Raw genomic sequence first — 23,748 nt, forward strand, 5'->3', positions numbered from 1 at the left:
TTTCCCCGGCCGTTTTCACGTCTTACATCGTGCTCCGACAGATCAGAACTCGTAACGCAGAGTCAGCATTGCCGACCAGCGCGAAACGACGCGGGACGGATAGCCCGAGCTGAAGTCGTACTCACGCAGTTCCTGCGGCGAGTTGCGGCCCAGATCGTATTCGTACGAACCATCGGCCTTGACTTTGCCAGTGGTCAGGTAACGAGTATCGAAGTCCGACGCGTTGCGGGTCCGGCCCCAACTCTTGTCCAGCATGTTCAGGAAGTTGTAGATATCCAGGCGCAGGATCGACTTGTGCTCCTTGAAGAAGCCAGGCAGTTCCTGCTGGATGGCCACGTCCAGCTGGTTGACCCACGGGTTGCGAGCACCATTGCGTTCGGCGACCGAACCACGGCGTGCTGCCAGGTACGGATTTTCATCGATGCGGCGCTGGAACTCGGCAATTTCGGCGGCGGTCGCGGCACGATTGCCCTTCACGTACGAAACCTTTGCGTCATTCAACAGCGGGATGTACGCCGGATCCTGGAAGATGCCGTCACCGTTCAAGTCACCATCAACCAGCCAAGTGTAAGGCAGGCCGTTGCGACCGGTGTAGAAGCCGGTAATGCTGGTCTTGTAATCACCGAAGAACGCGTGCTCCCAACCCAGCGACAGCTTGATCTGATTGCGGATCTCGCGGGTCGCGGTTCCGGCATATTCCTCGTTCGGGTTCAGGCGCGAAACGAACTGGTAGCTCGACCAGGCCTGCGAACTGGTGTCCGAACCAACTTCCGTTGCCTTGGTGTAGGTGTAGGACAGGTTGCCGTACCAGCCATTTGCCATCGGCTTGTCCAACGAGAAGGTGACTGCAGTGGAGCTGCCCTTGTTGGAGTTAGTCAGGTAGGTCGAGTTGGTGGCGTAATCCGGCTTGCTACCATTGTTCTTAACGCCGCCCGGAGTGACCCAGTAGCTGTCACGACCGTCGAACAGCTGACCATTCGGCGTTCCGATGTTCAGAGCGTTGTAGAACACTGCATCCTTGTTCTTCAGGTACTGCACTTCGACGGTGCCCACCAGCCCCATCCACGGCAGCTCATGATCGTAGCCCAGGCTCGCCTTCCAGACGGTCGGCAGCTTGAAGTCCGGATCAATGGAATCCATCTGCGCATTGGTCGGCGCGGCTGCACCGCTCGGGAACGGCTGGTTGAATGCATCCGGGCTGAACGCGTACTGGCCGTTGTTCGGAACACAGCCGCGAACCACGGTGTTGCCGTAGGCGCAGAACGAGGCCGAGGTCATGCCGTTGTTCTGGTACGGATTGGCAAGCCAGACGAACGGCGGGACTGACTGGAACAGGCCCACGCCACCGCGCAGCTGCGAGTAGCGCTCGGTATCGAAGGTGTAGTTGAACGAGAAGCGCGGCATGATCACCTTATTGCTGCTGCCGAGCTTGTAGTCATTGCGGAAGCCGAAGGTTTCCTCGAAGCCCGGCTTGCGCGGCGGCGCCTTGTCGGCCTTCGGGATATTGGCGCGCACACCATAGGTGATCGACAGGTTGTTATTTACCTGCCAAGTATCCTGCAGGTACGGGCTGAACATGGTGAAACCAATCGCAGCCGCAGTGTCGGCTTCGGAGTACCCGCCGATCGGGCGGCGCACATCGTAGCGGTAGTACTTGCCTGCTTCGAAGTCAGCGATGCTGTCAAAGGTATACACGCCGTGCAGATCTCGGCCATACAGATTCAGCGCGTCGGCATCTTCATAGTCAAAACCACCCTTGATAGTGTGATCGCCGGCGTAGTAGGTACCAAAGATCGAGGCGGTCTTCTTCTTGGTGTTGATCGCATTCTCGTGTCGGTTGCGATCTTCACCAAGGCGCACACCGTTGCTCGAGCCAGACTGGGTGCTGGCCACACCCACGTTGATGGTCGGCAGGTTCTGCGAAGCACCCGAGACCTGTTCGAACTTCTGGTAGCTGAACTTGGCCTCGGTGGTGAAGTTGTCGGTCCAATCGCTGAACAGCTGCAGTGCAGTGTTCTTGGTCTCGCTGGTCTTGGTGAACCAACGGCTGGTAAGGATCACCGAGTTTGCGTTGCTGTCATACGGCTGCGGCAACGTTTCCTCAGTCTGCTGATAGGTCAGGCTGGCGCGATGAGAGTCGCTGATGTTCCAGTCGATCTTGCCCAGGTAGCGCTTGTTGGTCAGATTCACGCCACCGGCTGCACCATAAGTACCCGGATCGATCCCGTACTTGTTCTTGGAGATGTCGATGACCCGGTCGATCTCCGCGCGGGTCACCGCACCAGTGCTCAGACCGTCGGAAGACGCCGCGCCACCGAAATCGGTGATTTCCTGTTCTTCATACGACCCAAAGAAGAACAGGCGATCCTTCAGGATCGGACCGCCCAGGGTGAAGCCCTTGGTGGTGTCCTTGCCGAAAGCATCGTAGTCCTCGCCGTTGCGCTTGCCCACCATGCTGTCGGCCTTCTTGTACACGTAGTACGCCGAACCGTGGAACTCATTGGTACCAGACTTGGTGACCGCATTGATCGCGGCGCCGACCACGTCCTGAGACACGTCATAGTCGCTGACTTTGATGTCGTAGGCAGCGATCGTGTCCACCGAGATCGGCGAGCCGGTGTACGGCATGCCGTTGGCGTTGAGGCCGAACGGGTCACCCTGAGACAGGCCGTCAACCGAGATTTTGTTGTAGCGGTTGTTGATACCCGCGACCGAGATTGCGCCGGTGGCTTGGTCAGTCACGCTGATGCGCGGATCCAGGCGAGCGACGTCATCCAACGAACGGTTGCCCTTCGGCGCCAGCTCCAGCTTGCGGCCGTCAACCGAGGTACCCACGCCCTTGTTTTCCGAGCTGAAGACGCTCGAACCGGCAGTGGCGACAACGTTCACGGCATCCAGGTTGGTGGCAGCCAGATCGCCGCCCAGGTTGGCATTGACGGTGTTGACCTGATTCAGGTTCAGGAATACACCTTCTTCGGTCTTGGTGCCTTCACCGGACTTGGTGATGGTGATGGTGTACGGGCCACCCACGCGCAAGCCGCGCGCGTTGTAACGACCCGACGCATCGGTGGTAGCACGCGAAACAGTGCCCGACTCGGTGTGGGTGATGGTGACTTCAGCGCCGGCGACAGGCTGGCCTGCAGCGGACATGACCTGGCCACCGACACCGGCGGAGGTGCTCTGGGCGAAGGCAGGAGCGGCAGCAAGTGCAGCCACGAGACCAAGGGTGAGCTTGGACATCCGGAGTGGGTGAGTCATTTTTCGGTAGCCTCGATGCGAGTTGGCGATGGCGGAAAAAAGCGCATCCAAGCAGCCTTGCGGGCGGCTGTTCGGACATTTATCTGGGGTTCCCTACCGTGAACGGCAGCTGCCGAAACGGTTAACACTAGATTAACACGCTACGCCTTGGATGTGACGGTTGTGCGACAAACGGCACCGGATCGCAACGCAATCGTGACGGGTTCTTCACTCCGTCTTTCCCCGGGACTTACTCGACCGGGCTCATTCCACTGGCGTCAAGGACCTGCCCGCGCCATGCGCTGCCCGCGCTGGACAGCAAGGTCACGGCCGCCGCCGCGGCCGCTTCCGGGCCCTGGGCGGCCGGGTCTTGGTCGACCGAATACGCACGGGCGCGCAGCGCCGTGCGCAGCGGGCCGGGATACAGGCCGCTGACCCGCACCGGGCTGCGGCCGAGTTCGTCGTGCAGGCTGGCGATCAGGCCGCGCAAGCCATGCTGGGCCACGCCGTAACCGCCCCAGTAGGCCTGCCCAACCCGTTCCGGCGCATCGACAGCAAACACCAGCGCTGCATCTTCACGCTGCCGCAGCAGCGGCAGGCAGGCCTGGGCCAGCCAGGCCGGGGCGGTCAGGGTGACATGGACGGCACGGGCGAAGCTGGCCGGATCGGCCAGCTCGAACGGAGTCAGGCCCGGGAAGTGGGCGGCGCAGACCAGCAGGCCGTCCAGGCGGCCCAACTCACGCTGCAGGGCCTGGGCCAGCTCGGCATAGTCATCGGGGCCGGCACCCTCAAGGTCCAGCGGGTAGAGCAGAGGCTCCGGACCGACGGCCTGGACCTGCGCATAGACGCGATCCAGCCGGCGCGGCTTGCGCCCCATCAGGACGACAGTGGCCCCGGCGGCAGCCGCTGCGACCGCTGCGGCACTGCCCAGCCCGCCACCGGCACCGGCAACCAGCACCACGCGGTCCTGCAACGGGCGGCCATCGAGCGCCCCGTCAGTCGGTGACGTCGATGGCCAGGCACTCATCCCTGGGTCGCCTCTTCGACGATGCGCTTCAGCTCGCCGGCTTCGAACAGTTCCATGACGATGTCGCAGCCGCCGATCAACTCGCCGTTGATGAACAGTTGCGGGAAGGTCGGCAGATTGGAGAAGCGCGGCAGATTGGCGCGGATCTCCGGCTCTTCCAGCACGTTGACGGTGCGCAGGGTGACGGCGCCGGCAGCCATCAACGCCTGTACGGCGCGGCTGGAGAAGCCACACATTGGGTATTGCGGGGTGCCCTTCATGAACAAGACGAGCGGGTAACGATCGACCTCGGCCTGGATTTGCTGCATTACCGCCACAACCACACTCCTTGCTCCGCCGGACAAACCGACCGCGATGGTCGGCTAGACTGCCCAAGGTAGCCGCCATTGTAAGCCGATGGAACCGGCTGCCGCCGCCCCCTGCCACGAACCTGTCCATGCCCGTCGAATTGCCTGCCCTGCCCTACCTCTCTGGCTCCCTACTGCCGCACCTGTCCGCGCAGACCGTGGAACTGCACCACGGCCGCCACCATCGCGCCTATGTCGATGCGGTCAATGCCGGCATTCTCGGCACCGAGTGGGAGGAGGCGTCACTGGAAGAGATCGTCCGCCACACCCAGGGCAGACTGTTCGACGCTGCGGCCCAGGCGTGGAACCACGGCTTCTACTGGCAATGCCTGCGCCCACGCGGCGGTGGCGAGCCACAGGGCCGGCTGGGCGAGCTGGTCAAGCGCCAGTTTGGCGACACGCAGCGCCTGCGCGAGGAGTTCAACCGTACCGCGCTGGGGCTGTTCGGCTCAGGCTGGGTGTGGCTGGTGCAGCATCCCGGCGGCCAGCTGGGCATCCAGGCCACCCGCAATGCCGGCACGCCGCTGACCGGCGAGAGTACGCCACTGCTGTGCTGCGATGTGTGGGAACACGCCTACTACACCGACTACCAGAATGATCGCGCGCGTTATCTGGACGCGTTCTGGCAGATGGTCAACTGGGAATTCGCCGAAAGCCAGCTGCGCTGAGGACATCCGCCGGGCATGGCCCGGCGACACGTGGACCTCACGCGCTCTCGTGCGCGGCCACGGCATCCATCACCCGCGCCGAGTAGACCAGCGCTGCACCGGCATTGAGCGACACCGCCACGCCCAGCGCTTCGGCGATTTCCTCGCGGCTGGCGCCGTGCTTCAGCGCAGCATCCACGTGCACGGTGATGCAGCCATCACAGCGGGTGGTGACCGCCACCGCCAGCGCGATCAGCTCGCGGGTCTTGGCATCGAGATGCTTGGTCTGCGCGCCGGCATTGGCCAGCGTCGCGTAGCCCTTGACCGTATCCGGTGAAAGCTTGCCGATCTCGCCGATGCGGCCCTTCAGTTCCTTGCGGTAGGCATTCCAGTCGAGCATGGGGATGACTCCTGTGAAAGGAGCTCCACGCTACCACCGGGAATGTTGCGCCGATGCCTGCACCGGCGCGCCACAGCGTTGCTTTGCCGGCCAGCGGCCGGCACTACCCTCCTCAGCGATTGCGCAGCGCGTGTACCGCTGGTGCCACCTGGGCCTGGCGGTCCAGCTCCAGGCCGACCTGCTCCAGCGCATCGGCCAGCGCATCGGCATCATCGTCGCGCAAGGTGGCGTGGCCCACCTTGCGGCCATCGCGCGCTTCCTTCCCGTAGTCGTGCCAGTGGCCGCTGGCCTGGGCCAGCACCGGCAACGGGTCGGGCATCGCGCCCAGCCAGTTCAGCATGCAGGCATGGCCGAGCATGCGGGTGCTGCCCAGCGGCAGGCCGAGCACCGCACGCAGGTGGTTCTCGAACTGCGAAGTTTCACTGCCTTCGATGGTCCAGTGGCCGGAGTTGTGCACGCGCGGTGCCATCTCGTTGGCCAGCAGTTCGCCATCGCGGCAGAACAGCTCCAGCGCGAACACACCGACATACTGCAGGTGCTCCGCGATGCGGCGCGCATAGCCGATCGCGGCCTCATGCTCGGCGGCCGACAGCACGGCCGGGGCCACGCTGGCCGACAGCACCCCGTCGACGTGCCAGTTACCGGTGACCGGCCAGGCCTGGAAGCTGCCATCGCGGCCACGCACGGCAACCACACTGACCTCGCGCTGGAAGGCCACGAAGCCCTCCAGGATCAGGCCAGTGCGTTCGACCTGGGCGCCCAGCGCATCCCATGCCGCGTCGATGTCGGCTTCGCTGCGCAGGCGGAACTGGCCCTTGCCGTCATAGCCGAGGCGGCGCGTCTTGAGAATGCACGGCAGGCCGAACTCGGCGGCCTTCGCGGCCAGCTCGTCACGGCTGCGGATGTCGGCAAAGGCCGGCAGCGGGATGCCCAGCTGCTGGAACAGGGTCTTCTCGCTCAGCCGGTCCTGGGCCACGGCCAGTGCGGCCGGCGGCGGGTAGACCGGCACGCGATCAGCCAGGAACTGCGCGCTGTCGGCGGGCACGTTCTCGAAATCGAAGGTGACCACATCGACCCTGGCGGCGAAGTCCGCCAGAGCCTGGCGGTCGTCAAACGCGCCGACGGTGAGCGGCGCCAGCGGGCCACTGCAGGCGTCGGCTGCCGGGTCATACAGTTCGAAGCGCAGTCCCAGCGGCGCACCAGCCAGAACCATCATGCGGGCGAGCTGGCCGCCGCCCAGGATGCCGACAGTCAAGCTCATTGGCGCGGATCGTCGTGGGCCATCACGTCTTCGGTCTGGCGTGCGCGGAACGCGTCAAGCGCCTGGCCGATCGCCGGCTGGTCGCTGGCCAGCATCGCGGCGGCGAACAAGGCGGCGTTCGAGGCACCTGCATTGCCGATGGCGAAGGTGGCGACCGGGATGCCGGCCGGCATCTGCACGATCGACAGCAGCGAATCCATGCCGTTGAGGGCCTTGGACTGCACGGGCACGCCCAGCACCGGCACCGCGGTCTTGGCCGCGATCATGCCCGGCAGGTGCGCGGCCCCGCCGGCACCGGCGATGATCGCGCGCAGGCCACGCGGGCCCGCCTGCTCGGCGTAACTGAACAACACATCCGGCGTCCGATGGGCGGACACCACCTTCACTTCGAACGGAACACCCAGGGCTTCAAGCTTCTGGGCGGCGTGCTGCATGGTTTCCCAGTCGGAGCGGGAACCCATGACGATGCCGACAAGCGGCGCGATCGGGTTGAGGGTCATTGGCCGTCACCTGCCTTAAAGACGTATTCTAGCCATCTTCCACGCAAGACGAAGAACCATGGATCGCAAGCTGCTCGACCTGCTGGTGTCGCCGGACACCCGCCAGCCCCTGTCCCTGCTGGATGGCAAGGGCCTGGAAGCCCTCAACAAGGCCATTTCCACCGGCGCGGTGAACAAGGCCGATGGCAACCCGCTGGCGCAGCCGCTGCGCGAGGCGCTGGTCACCCGCGACCGCAAGCAGGTGTTCCGCGTCGACGATGGCATCCCGGTACTGCTGGCCGAGGAAGCCATCCCCACCGCGCAGATCGCCGACTTCCCGGCCGCATGAGCACGCTGCCGACGCCGGATGCGGCCGTGGTCGCCGCCGATGTCGCGCGTGCGCTGGCCGAGGACCTCGGCAGCGGTGACGTCACCGCCGCCCTGTTGCCTGACCAGGCCGACAGCGCCTATCTGCTGTGCAAGCAGGATGCGGTGATCGCCGGCCGCCCCTGGTTCGACGCCACCCATCGTGCACTCGACCCCGATGTGCGCGTTGAATGGCGCGTTGCCGACGGCGATGCAGTCACTGCCGGCACTGTACTGGCCCTGCTGCATGGCCGCAGCCGCAGCCTGGTCAGCGCCGAGCGCACCTCGCTGAATTTCCTGCAGACGCTGTCCGCCACCGCCACCACCACCGCCCGCTATGTGGCGGCCGTGGAAGGCACCGGCACACGCATCCTCGACACCCGCAAGACCCTTCCGGGCCTGCGCCTGGCGCAGAAGTACGCAGTGCGCTGTGGCGGTGGCGAGAATCACCGCTTCGGCCTGTACGACACGGTGATGCTGAAGGAAAACCACATCCGTGCCGCCGGTTCGCTGGCTGCCGCTGTGGCGGCTGCACGCCGGCAATGGCCGCAGCTGCCGCTGGTGGTCGAGGTCGAGGATCTGGAGCAGTTGCGGCAGGCACTGGAAGCCGGCTGCGAACGCATCCTGCTGGATGACTTCAGTCCCGATCTGCGCCGCGAGGCGGTGCGCATTACGGCGGGACGCATTCCGCTTGAGGTCTCCGGCAGCGTCGGCCTGGGTGGCCTGCGTTCGATCGCCGAAGACGGCGTGGACTGCATCTCGATCGGTGGACTGACCAAGCACGTGCAAGCGATTGATCTGTCGCTGAAGCTGGGCCCGCCGCCGGGCTGAGGCCGGGGCTGGAGTCAGATCCCTTTTCCTCGGGAAAAGGGATCTGACTCCGATCTCACACCCGGCGTTCACGACGGCACTGCGACGCTGCGGCCATCCCCCACAGGAGCCGCGCATGCGCCGGACGCTCTTGCCTGCCTGCCTGCTACTGGCAGCCGCCCCCTTGTCTGCGGCTGCCGCCGAAGCCTGCGATGTACCGCCACGCTTTGGCCTGAGCCCCTTGGCGGTGGCCATCCGCAATACTGCCTGCAACGAACACCGTCTGTGGTACCGGCCCTTCATCGACCGTGATGGCCGCGCCGCAAGCCTCAGCGTCACCGAAGCCGAAAGCGATCACCTGGCCGACAACGGGCTGATCGCCTGGCAGCGCGTGGCCGGCTACTGGCGCAACAGCGGCACGCTCAACGCGATGGGCAGCATCGTGGGCGCCAGCAGCTGTCTGGCACCTCTGGGCACGCGCTACACCGACAGCGACTGCCGCGCCTTCCTGATCGACAACCCGTGGTCGGCCGCGTTCATTTCCTGGGTAATGGTGCAGTCCGGCGTTCCCGGCTTCAACACGTCGCCACGCCACATCGACTACATCCGTGCCGCCTACCAGGGTGGCCCGTCGGGCGTGCCCTACCGGCTGGTCGACCCCGCCACGGCCAAACCCGCGCCGGGCGACCTGCTGTGCTTCCTGCGCGACCGCAGCAGCACGCTCAGCTACGGCGGGCTGGTGCAGGCGCTGGGCAACGGTTCGGTCGGTCACTGGAAGTCGCACTGCGAGGTCGTGGTCGCGGCCAATCTCGGCGGCGACCAGACCCTGTACCTGATCGGTGGCAACGTCATGAACACCGTGGCGATGCGCCTGCTGCCGCTCGACCGCACCGGACTGATCAAGCTGCCGCCCGCGCGCGAACGCAACAGCACCGGCATCGACCCCAGCTGCACGCCGGGCCGCGAGGACGAGTGCAGCTTCAACCGCCAGGACTGGGCGGCGCTGCTGCAGTTGACCGCAACTGCGCCGTCGGTGATGCCCACACCAACAGCGACGCCGATGCAGCCCTCACCCGCGCCACAGCCGGTCGTCATACCGCCGCAACCGGTCTCTGGTGGCCCGCAGCCAACGCATTGAATCCGGCGCTTGATCCAGCGCGCGTTCGCCGCCATCTTTGCAGGATCGACACCTGACGGCTGACGCCATGCCCACCCTGCTGCTGTTGCTGATTGCCGGCGGAATCATCTACTTCTTCTGGAACGCCGCGCGTTCGGCTGCCGAGCGCGCGGTCGAACTGGGCCGCAACGCCTGCCGTGCCGCCGATGTGCAATGGCTGGACCAGGCGGTGCACGCTACCGGCCTGCGCCTGTCGCGCGGCGAGGACGGCCGGCTCGGTTTCGAGCGCACCTTCAAGTTCGAGTATTCCTACGATGGCATCGACCGCCATGTGGGGCGCATGGTGCTGCGCGGCGATCAGCTGATTTCGTTCACTGGCCCGGGCGCGGCGCGGATCAGCCAGATCCGCGCGGACGTGGATGATGCCGAAGACATCTAGGCGGTAGCGCCGGGCCATGCCCGGCGAGCACAGCGGCATCGGTGTGCCGAACAACGATCGGCACCCACCCCATCTCGCCCCCACAACCTGACGGCACCCGGCGCTACGCCATCAAACGAAAAACGCCGCCCTTGAGGGGCGGCGTCGGAGAGGTTACTTGACCACGCGCAGGTTCGGGCGCCCCTTCGGCGGCGGACTGGCCGGCGGCGTATCGTCCGGTGGCGTGTCTTCGTCGTGCAGCAGTTCGTCGCTGGTCGGCGCGGTTTCGGCGCCGGGAATGTCATCCGGCAACGCCATGCCCTGCCCGGTCTCGCGGGCGTAGACGGCCAGCACGGCGCTGATCGGCACCTGCACCGGATAGCTGGTGCCAGAGAAGCGCGCCGAGAAGCTCACCATCTCGTTGTCGATCATCAACCGCACGACGGCGCGCTCGGCGATGTTGAGCACCACCCGGCCATCCTTGACCGCCGAAGGCGGGACCTGCACGCCGGGGACGCCGGCGTCGACCAGGATGTGCGGGGTCAGCTGGTTGTCGTTGATCCATTCCACCAGCGCCCGCAGCAGGTACGGGCGGTGGCTGGTCATGTGGAAGAAGTCTTCGGTCATGCGTGAAGTGTACGCGCCCGGCGCCCTGCCTGGGCAGATCGCCTGCACGCCGGTCGGCGTGCAGACGGGTAATCGCGCACCGGATCAGACCGGCAGATCGCGCAGTTTCTTTTCCTGTTCGGTCAGGCTGCGGATGAAACCAGGGTGACGGAAGATGCGGTTGCCGTAGTCCTCGATCGCCTTGCCGTCCTTCGGCAGCGGCACATCCAGCGACTGCAGGCGCCAGATGATCGGGGCCATCGCGCAGTCGGCCAGGCTCATTTCCGGATTGAGGAAGAATTTGCTGGCCTTGAACAGTGGCAGCGAAGCCGTCAGCAATTCTTTCAGGCGCTTGCGCCCCGCTTCGGCCTGCGTCTTGTTGCCCAGCTGGATGGCCTGCACCTGCGGCACCCAATCGTGCTCGATTCGCAGCATGGCCAATCGGATGCGGGCACGCGACAGCGGGTCGACCGGCATCAGCGGCGGATGCGGATAGCGCTCATCGAGGTATTCGCTGACCACCGATGCCGCGTACAGCACCAGCTCGCGCTCGACCAGGGTAGGCACCGAATGGTACGGATTGAGGTCGATCAGGTCTTCGGGCGGGTTCTGTGGATCGACCGGAACGAAGTCGAAGCTCACACCCTTGGCCGCCAGGACCAGGCGTACACGGTGGCACAGTACATCGTCGTTCGAGGAAAACAGCGTCAGTGTATTGCGCATGCGTACGCTCGCCGCCATCAAAGGCTCTCCCACGACAGGAGACCGCCTGCCGCATCGGCGCCGCCGGCACCGTGCCGGCGATCGACTCCTCCCCGAGTGTGCAACCGACCATCACAAAAGCCAATAGGCCCGTGCGATGGCCGGCGGCAGAATCAGTGAACGTCCTTCCAGTATTCCTTCTTCAGCAGGTACAGCAGGAAGGTCAACAGGGCCAGGAACAGGATCACCCACACGCCCAGTTGCTGGCGCTTGAGTGCGGCCGGTTCACCGGCATATTCGAGGAAGTTGGTGATGTCACGAACTGCCTGGTCGTACTGGCCGGCATCGACCGAGCCCGGACTGTCGATGCGCAGGGCGGTCACCGGCGGGTCCATGCCCGGCGCTTCCGGCTTTCCATGCACGGCGTGCTGCAGGCCCTGCATCTCCCACAGCGGGTTGGGCATGGAGGCGTTGGCGAACAGCGCGTTGTTCCAGCCCAGTGGCCGGCTGCTGTCCAGATAGAACGACTTGAGGTAGGTGTAGACCCAGTCGCTGCCACGCACGCGCGAGATCAGGCTGAGGTCCGGCGGCATCTTGCCGAACCACTTTTCAGCGTTCTCCTTGGGCATCGCCACCGGGATCGGGTCACCGATCGCCGAGCCGGTGAAGTTGAGGTTGTTCATCACCTCTTCCTCGGTCAAGCCCAGGTCCTGCGCCATCCGCGAATAGCGCAGGTACTTCAGTGCATGGCAGCCGGAGCAGTAGTTCATGTACAGCTGCGCGCCGCGCTGCAGCGATGCGCGGTCACCGAGGTCGTTGCCGGCCTGCAGCAGTTTGGTGCCGCCTTCGGCGGCGGAGGCCAGGAAACTTCCCAGCATCAGGGTGGCCGCCAGGGCCAGCCGGACCATCCAGCGCTCAGTCATGGGTGGTCACCCTCTCCGGTACCGGCTTGGTCCTGTCCAACCGGGTCCATAGCGGCATGGTGATGAAGAACGCGAAGTACAGGAAGGTCAGCACTCGCCCGATGTAGGTCTCGTGCGCATCGGTGCCCGGGCCGGAGCCGATCACGCCGAGCCAGACGAAGCACACCGCGAACACGCCCAGCAGCACCTTCGAGAGCACGCCGCGATAGCGGTAGGACTTCACCCGCGCGCGGTCCAGCCAGGGCACCAGGAACAGGATGGCGATGGCCGAGAACATCACCAGCACACCACCCAGCTTGTTGGGCACCACCCGCAGCATCGCGTAGTACGGGGTGTAGTACCAGACCGGCTTGATGTGCTCCGGGGTCACCAGACGATTGGCCTCGGTGAAGTTGTCGTGCTCCAGGAACAGGCCACCGAACGCAGGTGCGAAGAAGATGATGAAGGCAGCGATGATCAGCAGGAAGCCGGCGCCGACGCCGTCCTTGAGCGTGTAGTACGGGTGGAACGGGATGCCGTCGGCCGGTGCATTCGGCGACCAGCGATTGCCCTTCGGCCCCTTCTTGATCTCCACTCCGTCCGGGTTGTTCGACCCCACTTCATGCAGCGCGCCCAGGTGCAGCACCACCAGCAACAGCAGTACCAGCGGCAAGGCGATGACGTGCAGCGCGAAGAAGCGGTTGAGCGTGGCGTCACTGGGCAGGTAGTCGCCCATGATCCATTCGGTCAGGCCGTTGCCGATCACCGGTATGGCGCCGAACAGCGAGATGATCACCTTGGCGCCCCAGAACGACATCTGGCCCCACGGCAGCACGTAGCCCATGAAGGCTTCGGCCATCAGCACCAGGTAGATCAGCATACCGAGGATCCACACCAGCTCGCGCGGCTTCTGGTAACTGCCGTACAGCAGGCCACGGAACATGTGCAGGTAGACCACGATGAAGAACAGCGAGGCCCCGGTGGAGTGCATGTAGCGGATCAACCAGCCCCACTCCACGTCCCGCATGATGTATTCGATGGAACCGAACGCCTCGGCGGCGTTGGTCTTGTAGTGCATCGTCAGGAAGATGCCGGTGACGATCTGGTTGACCAGCACCAGCAGCGCCAGCGAACCGAAGTAGTACCAGATGTTGAAGTTCTTCGGCGCGTAGTACTCGCTGACGTGCTTGCGGTAGACCGGCATCAGGCCCGGTGCGCGGGCGTTGACCCAGTCGGCCACGCCGCTGGCGGTACGGCTGAGGATATTGGCCATCAGGCAGCCCCCTGCGGATCGACACCGATGATGATGGTGTTGTCGTCCTGGTAATGGTGCGCGGGCACCTTCAGGTTGATCGGCGCCGGCACGTCCTTGAAGACGCGGCCGGACATGTCGAAGCGCGACTTGTGGCAGGGGCAGAAGTAGCCGCCCTTCCACTGCGGGTCGTAGGGTTCAGGCCGGATCTCGGCGACCATCTCCGGCGAGCAGCCCAGGTGCGTGCACAGGCCGACCAGCACGGAAATGTCCGGCTTGATCGAACGCAGCTCGGGATTCTGCTTCAGCACGTAGTCCGGCTGCTGGTCCTTCTCGCCGGACTCGGGGTCCTTGAGACGGCCATCCAGCCCATGCAGCGCATCGAGGATGGCCTTGGACCGCTTGACGATCCAGATCGGCTGGCCACGCCACTCCACGATCAGGCGTTGGCCTTCCTGCAGCGCGCTGATGTCGGCCACCACAGGTGCACCGGCAAGCTTGGCCCGCGCACTGGGATTCCAGGATTTGATGAAAGGGACTGCGGTGAATCCGACGCCGACGGCGCCCACCACGGCTGTGGTGGCAGAAAGAAAACGCCGACGTCCGGTGTTGACTGGATCGTGTACCCCATCGTTTGCCATCCGGCACTCCGATATTGATTAGGTAGCTTTAAGGCTGCCAACGGTTCCGGTGGGGGCCAGAGCCGCATTGAATCATGGCCGAGTGTAGCGGAACCGTCGCGCGCCACACAACGCATTGCAACAACATTGATTGCGGGGTTGCCGGCCAGCGGCCGGCACTACCTTTCAAATGAGTGCCGACCAACGGTTGGCACCCCACCAGTTAGCGGCACCTACTGGTGACTCAGGGCGGTGCGGTAACGCTCGGCCAGCTGGCCGACCCGGCGCACGTAATACTGGGTTTCGCTGTATGGCGGCACGCCACCGTGGCGGTCGACCGCGCCTTCGCCGGCGTTGTAGCCGGCGGCAGCCAGGGTCAGATCGCCGTTGAAGCGCTTCAGCAACCACGCAAGATACTGCACGCCGCCGCGGATGTTCTGTCCGGCATCGTAGGAATCACCAACCCCGAAGCGGGCGGCGGTGGGGGGCATCAGCTGCATCAGGCCCTGGGCGCCGGCGCGGCTGAGCGCGGTCGGGTTGTAGGCCGACTCGGCATGGATGATCGCGCGCACCACCGCCTCGTCGACGCCGAACTCGCGTGCGGCCGAGGTGATCTCGCTCTGGAATGCCGTGGTGTTCAAGCGCACCGTGCCGAAGTCCACGCGCGGATTGACCCCGCAGGCGTAGCAGCGCTCCATGAAGCTGTAGCGGATGGTGCGCACCGGGCCGAGATTGGCCACCTGGATCGGCCGGGCGCTGGTGTAGTGGCGCACGCCGTCCTTCATGAAGGAATAGACCTGGCCGCTGACCATGCGGCCGCCACGCGAGGTGGCCTGGGGCGCCGGAACAGCTGCAGGTGTTGGCGTTGGTGCTGGCCCGACCACGGCCGGCGCCGCCACACCGGCCGCCACAGCGACCGGATTGCGCTCGATGCTGGCCACGGTGGCCGGAGACGGTTTCGGCGCGGAAACCACCGGGCGCGGTGCCGGGCGGCTATCGCGGCTGTAGCTGATGGTGCTGCAGCGGGCCCCGGCCACACGCTTGCTGACATAACTGGTGACGCCATCGGCGCCCTGGCACTTGTACAGGCTGCCGGCGCTGGCCGGCGCAGCGGTCAGCGCAGCGATGATGATCGCCGTTGTCCCCAGTATCCCCTTCATGGCGGCGAGTGTCCCAGCTTCGCCTGAGCTTGCCAAGCGATGCGGCTCAGGCTGTGACCGGCGCCACAGCCAGCACCTGGCCCAGCCCGGCCAAGCGCTGCGCCAGCTCGTCGCGCAGGCCTGGTGGCGTGGTCCACAGCGCCACCGGCACGCGGTCCAGGCTGAGGATCTGCGCCAGCATCATGCCGCGGCTCTCGGCGCCCATGCGCAGCAGGCAATGGTGGGCGCCATCGGCCTCCAGCACCCCGCACCACGGCGGAATGCGCCCTTCCAGCTCGGCGCGGCTGCCGGCCAGGCGCAGGATCGCCTGCAGCGCGAACGGGGCCTGGCTGACTGCCTGCCGCACCATCACATCCGGCGGTGCCGGGGTACGTCGGTGCATGCCCGGCTCGGAGCATTCGCGTACCGCGCCCATCCGGTCCACGCGCAGGGTGCGCCAGTCCTGGCGCCCCAGATCCCAGGCCAGCAGGTACCAGCGCCGACCGTAATTGACCAGATGCTGGGCCTCGACCTCGCGCTGGGTCACCGCGTCCTGCGCGCTGCGGTACTCGAAGGCCAGCCGCGCCGCCTGCCGGCAATGCAGGGCCAGCCGTCCCAGCAGCCGTGCATCGGTGGACGGAAGATCTGACAGGGTGGCCGTCGCTGCATGCACCTCGCCCGCCTGCTGGCGACGGCGGGCCGGCACCAGCGGGTCGAGCTTGGACAGCAGCCCACGCGCGGTGTCGTCGATTCCGGCGACGGTGGCCGATGCCGCACGCAGCGCGATGGCCAGGGTGGTCGCCTCCTCCTCGTCCAGCAGCATCGGCAACACTGGCGCGCCAGACCCCAGCTGGTAGCCGCCGCCGACACCGGCCGAGGCCTGCACCGGGTAACCCAGCTCGCGCAGGCGCTCGATGTCGCGGCGGATGCTGCGCCGGTCCACGCCCATGCGCTCGGCCAGTTCGGCGCCGGACCACTGGCGACGGGCCTGCAGCAGGGCGATCAGGCGCAGCAGTCGATGGGCGGTGTGGCGCATGAAGGATCGAGGACAGAAGTCGTCCGCAATAGTGCCTCAGGATGGCCCCAGTTCACCACCCACCGCAAGGAGCAATGCCATGACATCCCGCCAGATCACCCTGTACCACGCCGCGCGTTCACGCTCGAGCGGCGCCGTGGCCCTGCTCGAAGCGCTGGGTGCCGACTACCGCATGCAGGTGCTGGACCTGAAGGCCGGCGCCAACCTGGCCCCGGCCTACCTGGCCATCAACCCGATGGGCAAGGTGCCGGCCATCGTCCACAACGGCGCCCTGGTGACCGAACAGGTGGCGATCTACCTGTACCTGGCCGACCTGTACCCGGAAGCCGGGCTGGCCCCGCCGATCGGCGACGCCCTGCGCGGCCCCTACCTGCGCTGGATGGCCTTCTATGGCGCCTGCTTCGAGCCGGCGATGATCGACAAGGCGATGCATCGCGAGCCGCCGCCGCGACTGATGTCGCCCTACAACGACGCGGAGACCGTGCTGCAGGTGATCGAAGCCCAGCTGGCGCAAGGCCCGTATCTGCTCGGCGAGACGATTAGCGCCGCCGACGTGCTGTGGGGCAATGCACTGGCCTGGACCACCGCCTTCGGCCTGGTGCAGCCGGCGCCGGCCACGGCTGACTACATCGCGCGAATGAGCGCGATGACCGCCTTTGACCGCTCGCGTCAGATCGATGCAGAGCTGGTGGCGGCTTAAGCAGAGCCCCCTTGTAGAGCCGAGCCCACGCTCGGCTTGGGTTTCAGCAGAGCCAGGCCATGCCTGGCTGCCACGTAGGTGATGGAGGAGCAGCCGAGCGTGGGCTCGGCTCTACACAGGCGCGGCGGGGGGCGCAGGATGCGGGTAGAATTGCCCGCTTTCCCGCCACCCGAATGGATTAAGCGCCATGACCGGGACGCCAGACGTCTTTCCGCCCGCCGCGCCGGGCGGTACCCCGCTCGTTGCCCTGCCCGCTGGTCCGCGCAAGCCTGACCAGGTCAAGGGCAAGCTGTACATCAAGACCCACGGTTGCCAGATGAACGAGTACGACTCGGCCAAGATGGCCGACGTGCTTGCCGCCAGCGATGGCCTGGAACTGACCGACAGCCCGGACGACGCCGACGTCATCCTGGTCAACACCTGCTCCATCCGTGAGAAGGCGCAGGAAAAGGTATTCAGCCAGCTGGGCGTGTGGAAGGGCCTGAAGAACAAGGGCCGTGAAGTCATCATCGGCGTGGGCGGCTGCGTCGCCTCGCAGGAAGGCGAAGCGATCATCAAGCGCGCGCCGTTCGTCGACCTGGTGTTCGGCCCGCAGACCCTGCACCGCCTGCCGGAACTGATCCGCGCACGGCGCGAGCAGAAGCGTCCGCAGGTGGACATCAGCTTCCCCGAGATCGAGAAGTTCGACCGCCTGCCCGAGCCGCGCGCCGACGGTGCCTCGGCCTTCGTCTCGATCATGGAAGGCTGTTCCAAGTACTGCTCGTTCTGCGTGGTGCCTTACACCCGCGGCACCGAGGTCAGCCGCCCGTTCGAGGACGTGGTGGTGGAAGTGGCGCAGCTGGCCGCGCAGGGCGTGCGCGAGATCAACCTGCTCGGCCAGAACGTCAATGCCTACCGCGGCCCGTATGGCGACGGCGAATTTGCCGACCTCGGCCTGCTGATCCGCACCATCGCCGAGATCGACGGTGTCGGTCGCATCCGCTTCACCACCTCGCACCCGCTGGAATTCAGCGATTCGCTGATCGATGCGTTCCGCGACGTGCCGCAGCTGGCCAACTTCCTGCACCTGCCGGTGCAGGCCGGCAGCGACCGCGTGCTGTCGGCGATGAAGCGTGGTTACACCGCACTGGAATTCAAGTCGAAGATCCGCAAACTGCGCGCGGTGCGCCCGGACATCTCGATCAGCTCGGACTTCATCGTCGGCTTCCCCGGCGAGACCGATGCCGACTTCGAGAAGACCATGAAGCTGATCGAAGACATCGGCTTCGACCACAGCTTCTCCTTCATCTATTCGCGTCGCCCGGGCACCCCGGCTGCGGACCTGGAGGACACGATCAGCGACGCCGAGAAGCACGCACGCCTGTCGCGTCTGCAGGAACGCATCAATGCGCATGCCGCCGGCATCTCCGAAAAGATGGTCGGCACCGTGCAGACCGTGCTGGTGGAAGGTCCTTCGCGCAAGAACCCGAACGAGCTGACCGGCAAGACCGAGAACATGCGTTCGGTTAACTTCCCGGCACCGGCGCGGCTGATCGGCCAGTTCGTGGACGTGGTGATCACCGAAGCGCTGACCAATTCGCTGCGCGCGCGCGCGGTGGCGGGCTGACCGGCAGGGTCGGATCCCCGCAGGGGCTCCGACCCGTTGCACCGATCATTGGGGTCAGAGCCCCTGTGGGGATCCGACCCCGGCCACGTCAATCCAGCCGCTTGCGGAAGCGCAGGATTGCCAGCGTCATCATCACCACGATGAAGGCCAGCAGCGCCAGCGCGTCGTGCCACAGCTCCCACAGCGAGGCCCCGCGCAGCATGATGCCGCGCACCAGTCGCAGGAAATGGGTCAGCGGAAGCACCTCGGCCAGCCACTGCACCGGCCGCGGCATGCCCGCGAACGGGAACATGAAGCCCGACAGCAGGATCGACGGCAGGAACAGGAACAGCGTCATCTGCATGGCCTGGAACTGCGAGCGTGCGCGCGTGGAAATCAGCAGGCCCAACGCCAGGTTGGCCAGCACCAGCAGCACCGCCGCCAGGTAGATGTCCAACAGGCTGCCGCGGATCGGCACCTGGAACAGCCATGTGCCAAGCAGCAGCACCAGCGTAGTCTGCAGCAGGCCGATGGCCGCATAGGGCAGCACCTTGCCGACCATCAGTTCGCTGCGTGACACCGGCGTGGCGATCAGCAGTTCCATGTTGCCGCGCTCGCGTTCGCGCACCACCGCCACGGCAGTGAACATCACCAGGGTCATGGTCAGGATCACCCCGATCAGGCCCGGCACGATGTTCACTGCCGAACGCCGCTGCGGGTTGTAGAAACTTGTCACACTGATCGGACCACCGGCGATGCTGCCTTCGCGTAGTGGCCGCGCGTTGCTGGTCGGTCGTGTCTCCAGCGGCACCTGCGCCAGCTGGATCGCCGCGCTCTGTACAACCGTGTCGCTGCCATCGACCAGCACCTGTACCGCCTCGCGTCCATCGAAACGGCGCCGCTCGAAGTCGGCCGGCACCACGATACCGACACTGATCTCGCCACGGCGCAACGCCTGCATCAGCTCATCAGGCGTGTAGGTGTCGCTGCGCGGCGTGATCACACCAGTGGCCACCATGTCCTGCACCAGCGCACGCGACGCCGCACTGTTGGCCTGGTCGGCGACACCGGCGTTGAGATGGCGCAGGTTGAGATTGATCGCGTAGCCGAACAGCAGCAGCTGCATTACCGGAATGCCGACGATCATCGCCAGCGTGATGCGGTCGCGGCGCAGCTGCCGCAGTTCCTTGAGCATGATCGCCCACAGCCGGCGCAGGTTCATGCCGCCGGCTCCCGGCCGCGGCCGCGGGTGGCGGCCACGAAGACGTCTTCCAGGTTCGGCGCCACCGGCTCAATGCTGGCCTGCGGATCGGCACCGGCCAGTGCATGGCGCAGCTCAGCAACATCTGCGATCTCCTCACTGCACAGCACGCGCAGCTGAGTCCCGATCTGCGCCACGCTCAGCACGCCTGGCAATGCGGCGAGCGCGCGGCTGGCCTGACGCGGTTGCACCGACGTGACCTGCAACGTGCGGCCTTGCAGCTGCGCACACAGCTCGTCCGGCGTGCCGTCGGCCACCAGTGCGCCACGATCGAGAATCGCCAGCCGGTGGCAGCGCTCGGCTTCGTCCATGTAATGGGTTGAAACCAGAACGGTGGTACCGGCGTCGGCCAGCTCGAACAGGGCCTCCCAGAAATCGCGGCGCGATTCCGGATCGACCGCGCTGGTTGGCTCGTCCAGGAACAGCAGTTCCGGCCCATGTATCACCGCACCGGCCAGCGCCAGGCGCTGCTTCTGCCCACCGCTGAGGGTGCCGGCCAACTGCGGCTGCCGGTCCTGCAGGCGGTACTGCTGCAGCAGCGCTTCGATCCGCTGCCGGGCCTGCGCGCGCGGCAGGTCCTGGATGGCGGCGAGGAATTCCAGGTTCTCGCGCACCGACAGGTCTTCGTACAGCGAGAAGCGCTGGGTCATGTAGCCGATGCGCCGGCGCAGCGCCTCTGCCTGCTCGGGCACCGCCAGTCCCAGCACCTCGATCTGCCCTGCGCTGGGTTCCAGCAGGCCGCACAGCATGCGGATGGTGGTCGACTTGCCGGACCCGTTCGGGCCCAGGAAGCCGTAGACCTGGCCGCGCGGCACGGTCAGGTCGACGTTGTCCACGGCCAGAAGTTCGCCGAAGCGACGCGTCAGCCCTCGTGCGCGGACCGCGATGTCCTCACTGGTGTTCAGAAGCGCACCTGCACCGGCAACCCGGCCGGGAGCTTCTGCATGTCCGCAGCCTCGTCCACTTCGATCTCGGCCAGATAGCTCAAGCGCGCGACGTCGTCGCCGGTCAGTGCGTAGTACGGCGTGAACGAGGGCTCGCTGCGGATCGAACGCACGCGCCCCTTCAGCACGGTGCCGCCCCCTTCCAACTGCACCTGTGCGGCCTGCCCCACGGTGACCTGCAGGCGCAGCGGCTGCGGCAGGTAGACACGCGCGTAGGGACGCTCGCCGACCAGCATCACCGCCAGCGGTGCGCCGATGGGGGCCTGGTCACCCTGCCGATACGGCAAGGCATCGACCACGCCATCGCGTGGCGCGCGCAGCTGCAGCTTCTGCAGATTGACCCCCTGCACGACCTGTTGTGCCTGTGCGGCTTCGGCGGTGGCCTGGCCCTGGGCGATGTCCTGCACGCGACTGCCGTGCACCAGCTCCAGCCAGGCCTGCTCGGCAGCATGCACGCTGGCCTCGGCATTGCCGGCGGCGGCGCGTGCGCGGTCCAGTTCGGCGGCGGCGATCAGGCGCTGCTGCGCCAACGGCTGCACCCGGCGGTAGTAGGCACTGGCCTCGGCGGCCTGTGCGCGCAATGCGGTCAGCTGTGCCTTTGCCTGCGCGATCTGCTCCTGGCGCGGTCCGATCTTCAGTTCTTCCAGTTGCGCCTTCGCTCGGGCCGTGTCGGCCTGAGCGGCAGCGAACTGCGCGTCGCCGCGGGCCGGGTCGAGCTGCATCAGCACCGCGCCGGCCTTGACCTGCTGGCCTTCGTGCACGTCCACCGTGGCGATTACTTCGGCTGCCGGCGCCGGCACCGTGATCCGGTCCCATTCCAGCGTGCCCAGTGCGGTGGGCGGTGCCTGCCCACACCCTGCCAGCAGACCGATGCCTACCAGCCCAATTCGACGCATGCCGTTGCCTATATCCATGCCAGCCCCTCCTGCGACGGCGCTACGGTGCCATGTGCTCCGTGCACCCACAATGATCCCGATCAGCCCTGACGGTTTTTTCACCACGGTGTGGCGAAGCCCTTGCGACAAGGGTCTGAGCCACCTATCCACAGGTTGATTCAGCATCATTCCACAGCGGGTGTGGAAAACCGGCACGGTACGCTCCCGTTGCTCGCCTGGCAGTGGAACATGCGCTGCCATCACGATGAATCCCGGAGTGCGCTGCGAAGTAGCCTCCTTGCGACGCGTTTGTCCTTTCGATGCGGGAGCCCTTGCGTCCGTGACGATTTTTTCACCACCTTCTCATGAGGCTTGTGGCACAAGCACTGCAGAGGTCTATCCACAGGTTTCCTCAGCTCCCGTCCACACCGGGTGTGGAAAACGCTGTATCGCCCTCCTGCTGGCCGTGCGCCCCGTGCGCGCGCTACCCTTGTCCTCCCTGAATACACTGCGGTGGAAGGCTTCCGCCCCACCCAAAGCAATGAAAAGCATCGATCATCGAGACTTCACCCTGTCGCCGGAAGACAACGAGCGATTGGCCAACCTGTGCGGCCCCTTCGATGGCCACCTGCGCCAGATCGAGCTGAAGCTCGGCGTGGAGATCGCCAACCGTGGCTTCGTGTTCCGCATCAGCGGGCCGAACGAGGCCATCGTCGAGGCGCAGAAGCTGGTCGAGGCGCTGTACGCCGAAGCCGGTGAGACCACCTTCGACAACCACGCCATCCATCTGCGCCTGGCGCAGGCCAATGTCGAGCAGATCGCCGAGCGCTCCTACGAAGCACAGGACGTGGCAATCAAGGTCAAGCGCGGCACGGTGCGCGGACGTGGTGCCAACCAGAGCCGCTACCTGCACCAGATCGCCAGCCACGACATCAACTTCGGTATCGGCCCGGCCGGCACCGGCAAGACCTTCCTGGCCGTAGCCAGCGCGGTCGAGGCGCTGAACGAGTCGCGGGTGCAGCGGCTGATCCTGGTGCGCCCGGCAGTGGAAGCCGGCGAGAAGCTGGGCTTCCTGCCCGGCGACCTGAGCCAGAAGGTCGACCCCTACCTGCGACCGCTGTACGACGCCCTGTACGAGATGATGGGTGTGGAAAAGGTGGTGAAGCTGCTCGAGCGCAACGTCATCGAGATCGCACCGCTGGCCTATATGCGCGGCCGCACGCTCAACGATGCATTCGTGATCCTGGACGAAGCACAGAACACCACCATCGAGCAGATGAAGATGTTCCTGACCCGCCTGGGCTATGGCTCGACCGCAGTGGTCACCGGTGACCTGACCCAGACCGATCTGCCCAAGCATGTGAAGTCCGGCCTTCGTGATGCCATCGATGTGCTGCGCGAGGTCGAGGGCGTGAGCTTCACCTTCTTCGAATCCCGCGACGTGGTGCGCCACCCGCTGGTGGCGCGTATCGTCAGTGCCTACGACCGCCGCGACCTGCATCAGATCCAACCTGGAGCAACTCCATGACCCGTGGTCCCGTGCGACTGGACGTCGCCGTCAGTTACGCCCTGCCGCGTGCCGGCCTGCCGGCGGCCGTGAGCTTCCGCAAGTGGGTGGCCGCTGCGCTGAAGGGCCGCATCCGCGAGGCCGACCTGGCCATCCGCGTGGTCGATGCCAAGGAAGGGCAGTCGCTGAACCGCCATTACCGTGGCAAGGACTACGCGACCAACGTGCTCAGCTTCCCGGCCGAAGTGCCCGAAGGCCTGCCCAAGGGCGTGAAGTTCCCACTGCTCGGTGACCTGGTGATCTGCGCACCGGTGGTGGCCCGCGAGGCCGACGAACAGGGCAAGGCGCTCAACGCGCACTACGCGCACCTGACCGTGCACGGCGTGCTGCACCTGCTCGGCTGGGACCACGAAGACGACAAGGAAGCCGAGGCGATGGAACAGCTGGAGCGTGACATCCTGGCCGAGCTCGGCATCGCCGATCCGTACGCTGGCGAGCGCTGAGCGGGAA

The 23,748-nt window shown here is 65.8% G+C and carries 25 protein-coding genes; 9 read left to right on the forward strand and 16 right to left on the reverse strand.

Annotated elements, in window-relative coordinates; translation table 11 throughout:
• Positions 1-42: 42 nt before the first annotated feature.
• The 3 genes from AC07M7_RS00290 to grxD form a co-directional block, all read right to left on the reverse strand.
• Entirely contained in the window at positions 43-3,258 is a 3,216-nt protein-coding gene (locus AC07M7_RS00290; protein ID WP_495206510.1) for a TonB-dependent receptor, read from the reverse strand.
• Positions 3,259-3,487: 229 nt separating this feature from the next.
• A complete protein-coding gene (locus AC07M7_RS00295; protein ID WP_482997681.1) occupies positions 3,488-4,264 on the reverse strand; it encodes an SDR family NAD(P)-dependent oxidoreductase in 777 nt (258 codons plus the stop codon).
• Complete coding sequence (gene grxD / locus AC07M7_RS00300; protein ID WP_004152129.1) at positions 4,261-4,581, reverse strand: Grx4 family monothiol glutaredoxin; 321 nt, start codon at positions 4,579-4,581, stop codon at positions 4,261-4,263. Before grxD ends, AC07M7_RS00295 begins: the two co-directional genes overlap by 4 nt.
• A 119-nt stretch (positions 4,582-4,700) precedes the next feature.
• Here grxD and AC07M7_RS00305 point away from each other — a divergent pair, with 119 nt between their 5' ends.
• On the forward strand, positions 4,701-5,279 hold the full coding sequence (locus AC07M7_RS00305) for a superoxide dismutase (protein ID WP_046983318.1): 579 nt from the start codon (positions 4,701-4,703) through the stop codon (positions 5,277-5,279).
• Between the two features lie 37 nt (positions 5,280-5,316).
• Here the strand turns inward: AC07M7_RS00305 and AC07M7_RS00310 are convergent, their stop codons facing one another.
• The 3 genes from AC07M7_RS00310 to purE form a co-directional block, all read right to left on the reverse strand.
• Entirely contained in the window at positions 5,317-5,658 is a 342-nt protein-coding gene (locus AC07M7_RS00310; RefSeq protein WP_495206511.1) for a carboxymuconolactone decarboxylase family protein, read from the reverse strand.
• A gap of 112 nt (positions 5,659-5,770) precedes the next feature.
• On the reverse strand, positions 5,771-6,919 hold the full coding sequence (locus AC07M7_RS00315) for a 5-(carboxyamino)imidazole ribonucleotide synthase (RefSeq protein WP_136638774.1): 1,149 nt from the start codon (positions 6,917-6,919) through the stop codon (positions 5,771-5,773).
• On the reverse strand, positions 6,916-7,419 hold the full coding sequence (gene purE / locus AC07M7_RS00320) for a 5-(carboxyamino)imidazole ribonucleotide mutase (RefSeq protein WP_495206512.1): 504 nt from the start codon (positions 7,417-7,419) through the stop codon (positions 6,916-6,918). The genes AC07M7_RS00315 and purE overlap by 4 nt, the downstream gene beginning before the upstream one ends.
• 58 nt (positions 7,420-7,477) lie before the next feature.
• Here purE and AC07M7_RS00325 point away from each other — a divergent pair, with 58 nt between their 5' ends.
• From AC07M7_RS00325 to AC07M7_RS00340, 4 genes are all read left to right on the forward strand, one after another.
• The gene (locus AC07M7_RS00325) at positions 7,478-7,747 is read left to right on the forward strand and encodes a Trm112 family protein (RefSeq protein ID WP_032128883.1); all 270 of its coding nucleotides are present in this window, start codon (positions 7,478-7,480) and stop codon (positions 7,745-7,747) included.
• Positions 7,744-8,595, forward strand: a complete 852-nt coding sequence (nadC, locus tag AC07M7_RS00330) for a carboxylating nicotinate-nucleotide diphosphorylase (RefSeq protein WP_495206513.1) — start codon at positions 7,744-7,746, stop codon at positions 8,593-8,595. Before AC07M7_RS00325 ends, nadC begins: the two co-directional genes overlap by 4 nt.
• A 115-nt stretch (positions 8,596-8,710) precedes the next feature.
• A complete protein-coding gene (locus tag AC07M7_RS00335) occupies positions 8,711-9,712 on the forward strand; it encodes a DUF2272 domain-containing protein (RefSeq protein ID WP_136638775.1) in 1,002 nt (333 codons plus the stop codon).
• A 67-nt stretch (positions 9,713-9,779) separates the two neighbouring features.
• Entirely contained in the window at positions 9,780-10,130 is a 351-nt protein-coding gene (locus AC07M7_RS00340) for a DUF3301 domain-containing protein (RefSeq protein ID WP_012510594.1), read from the forward strand.
• 153 nt (positions 10,131-10,283) lie between these two features.
• On the opposite strand, the gene AC07M7_RS00345 is transcribed toward AC07M7_RS00340, so the two are convergent.
• The 7 genes from AC07M7_RS00345 to AC07M7_RS00375 all read right to left on the reverse strand — a co-directional run bounded on the left by AC07M7_RS00345 (position 10,284) and on the right by AC07M7_RS00375 (position 16,366).
• Positions 10,284-10,736: a ClpXP protease specificity-enhancing factor gene (locus AC07M7_RS00345; protein WP_046983322.1), complete on the reverse strand. Its 453-nt coding sequence runs from the start codon at positions 10,734-10,736 to the stop codon at positions 10,284-10,286.
• Positions 10,737-10,820: 84 nt separating this feature from the next.
• Positions 10,821-11,456, reverse strand: a complete 636-nt coding sequence (locus tag AC07M7_RS00350) for a glutathione S-transferase N-terminal domain-containing protein (protein ID WP_046983323.1) — start codon at positions 11,454-11,456, stop codon at positions 10,821-10,823.
• Positions 11,457-11,590: 134 nt separating this feature from the next.
• Positions 11,591-12,340, reverse strand: a complete 750-nt coding sequence (locus AC07M7_RS00355; RefSeq protein ID WP_046983324.1) for a cytochrome c1 — start codon at positions 12,338-12,340, stop codon at positions 11,591-11,593.
• Positions 12,333-13,592, reverse strand: a complete 1,260-nt coding sequence (locus AC07M7_RS00360; protein ID WP_046983325.1) for a cytochrome b — start codon at positions 13,590-13,592, stop codon at positions 12,333-12,335. The genes AC07M7_RS00355 and AC07M7_RS00360 overlap by 8 nt, the downstream gene beginning before the upstream one ends.
• A complete protein-coding gene (gene petA / locus AC07M7_RS00365; protein WP_004151998.1) occupies positions 13,592-14,212 on the reverse strand; it encodes a ubiquinol-cytochrome c reductase iron-sulfur subunit in 621 nt (206 codons plus the stop codon). Before petA ends, AC07M7_RS00360 begins: the two co-directional genes overlap by 1 nt.
• A gap of 212 nt (positions 14,213-14,424) precedes the next feature.
• The gene (locus AC07M7_RS00370; RefSeq protein WP_495206514.1) at positions 14,425-15,351 is read right to left on the reverse strand and encodes a lytic transglycosylase domain-containing protein; all 927 of its coding nucleotides are present in this window, start codon (positions 15,349-15,351) and stop codon (positions 14,425-14,427) included.
• A gap of 46 nt (positions 15,352-15,397) precedes the next feature.
• On the reverse strand, positions 15,398-16,366 hold the full coding sequence (locus tag AC07M7_RS00375; RefSeq protein WP_046983327.1) for a helix-turn-helix transcriptional regulator: 969 nt from the start codon (positions 16,364-16,366) through the stop codon (positions 15,398-15,400).
• Between the two features lie 79 nt (positions 16,367-16,445).
• Here AC07M7_RS00375 and AC07M7_RS00380 point away from each other — a divergent pair, with 79 nt between their 5' ends.
• Together AC07M7_RS00380 and miaB are read left to right on the forward strand one after the other, a co-directional pair.
• Complete coding sequence (locus AC07M7_RS00380; RefSeq protein WP_495206515.1) at positions 16,446-17,066, forward strand: glutathione S-transferase family protein; 621 nt, start codon at positions 16,446-16,448, stop codon at positions 17,064-17,066.
• Between the two features lie 187 nt (positions 17,067-17,253).
• Entirely contained in the window at positions 17,254-18,672 is a 1,419-nt protein-coding gene (gene miaB / locus AC07M7_RS00385) for a tRNA (N6-isopentenyl adenosine(37)-C2)-methylthiotransferase MiaB (protein ID WP_495206516.1), read from the forward strand.
• Between the two features lie 88 nt (positions 18,673-18,760).
• Here miaB and AC07M7_RS00390 read toward each other — a convergent pair whose 3' ends face one another.
• The 3 genes from AC07M7_RS00390 to AC07M7_RS00400 all read right to left on the reverse strand — a co-directional run bounded on the left by AC07M7_RS00390 (position 18,761) and on the right by AC07M7_RS00400 (position 21,770).
• Positions 18,761-19,873 carry an ABC transporter permease gene (locus AC07M7_RS00390; RefSeq protein WP_430766376.1) on the reverse strand — a complete coding sequence of 371 codons (1,113 nt, stop codon included), beginning with the start codon at positions 19,871-19,873 and terminating at the stop codon, positions 18,761-18,763.
• The gene (locus AC07M7_RS00395) at positions 19,870-20,748 is read right to left on the reverse strand and encodes an ABC transporter ATP-binding protein (RefSeq protein WP_430766375.1); all 879 of its coding nucleotides are present in this window, start codon (positions 20,746-20,748) and stop codon (positions 19,870-19,872) included. The genes AC07M7_RS00390 and AC07M7_RS00395 overlap by 4 nt, the downstream gene beginning before the upstream one ends.
• A 65-nt stretch (positions 20,749-20,813) precedes the next feature.
• The gene (locus AC07M7_RS00400; RefSeq protein ID WP_495206517.1) at positions 20,814-21,770 is read right to left on the reverse strand and encodes an HlyD family secretion protein; all 957 of its coding nucleotides are present in this window, start codon (positions 21,768-21,770) and stop codon (positions 20,814-20,816) included.
• Positions 21,771-22,272: 502 nt separating this feature from the next.
• Between AC07M7_RS00400 and AC07M7_RS00405 the strand changes: the two genes are divergently transcribed.
• Positions 22,273-23,259, forward strand: coding sequence for a PhoH family protein (locus tag AC07M7_RS00405; RefSeq protein ID WP_032969420.1), 987 nt, complete (start codon positions 22,273-22,275; stop codon positions 23,257-23,259).
• A complete protein-coding gene (gene ybeY / locus AC07M7_RS00410; protein ID WP_019659039.1) occupies positions 23,256-23,741 on the forward strand; it encodes an rRNA maturation RNase YbeY in 486 nt (161 codons plus the stop codon). The genes AC07M7_RS00405 and ybeY overlap by 4 nt, the downstream gene beginning before the upstream one ends.
• The last annotated feature ends 7 nt before the right edge of the window (positions 23,742-23,748 follow it).

The sequence above is a fragment of the Stenotrophomonas sp. GW821-FHT09E08 genome, assembly GCF_059416125.1.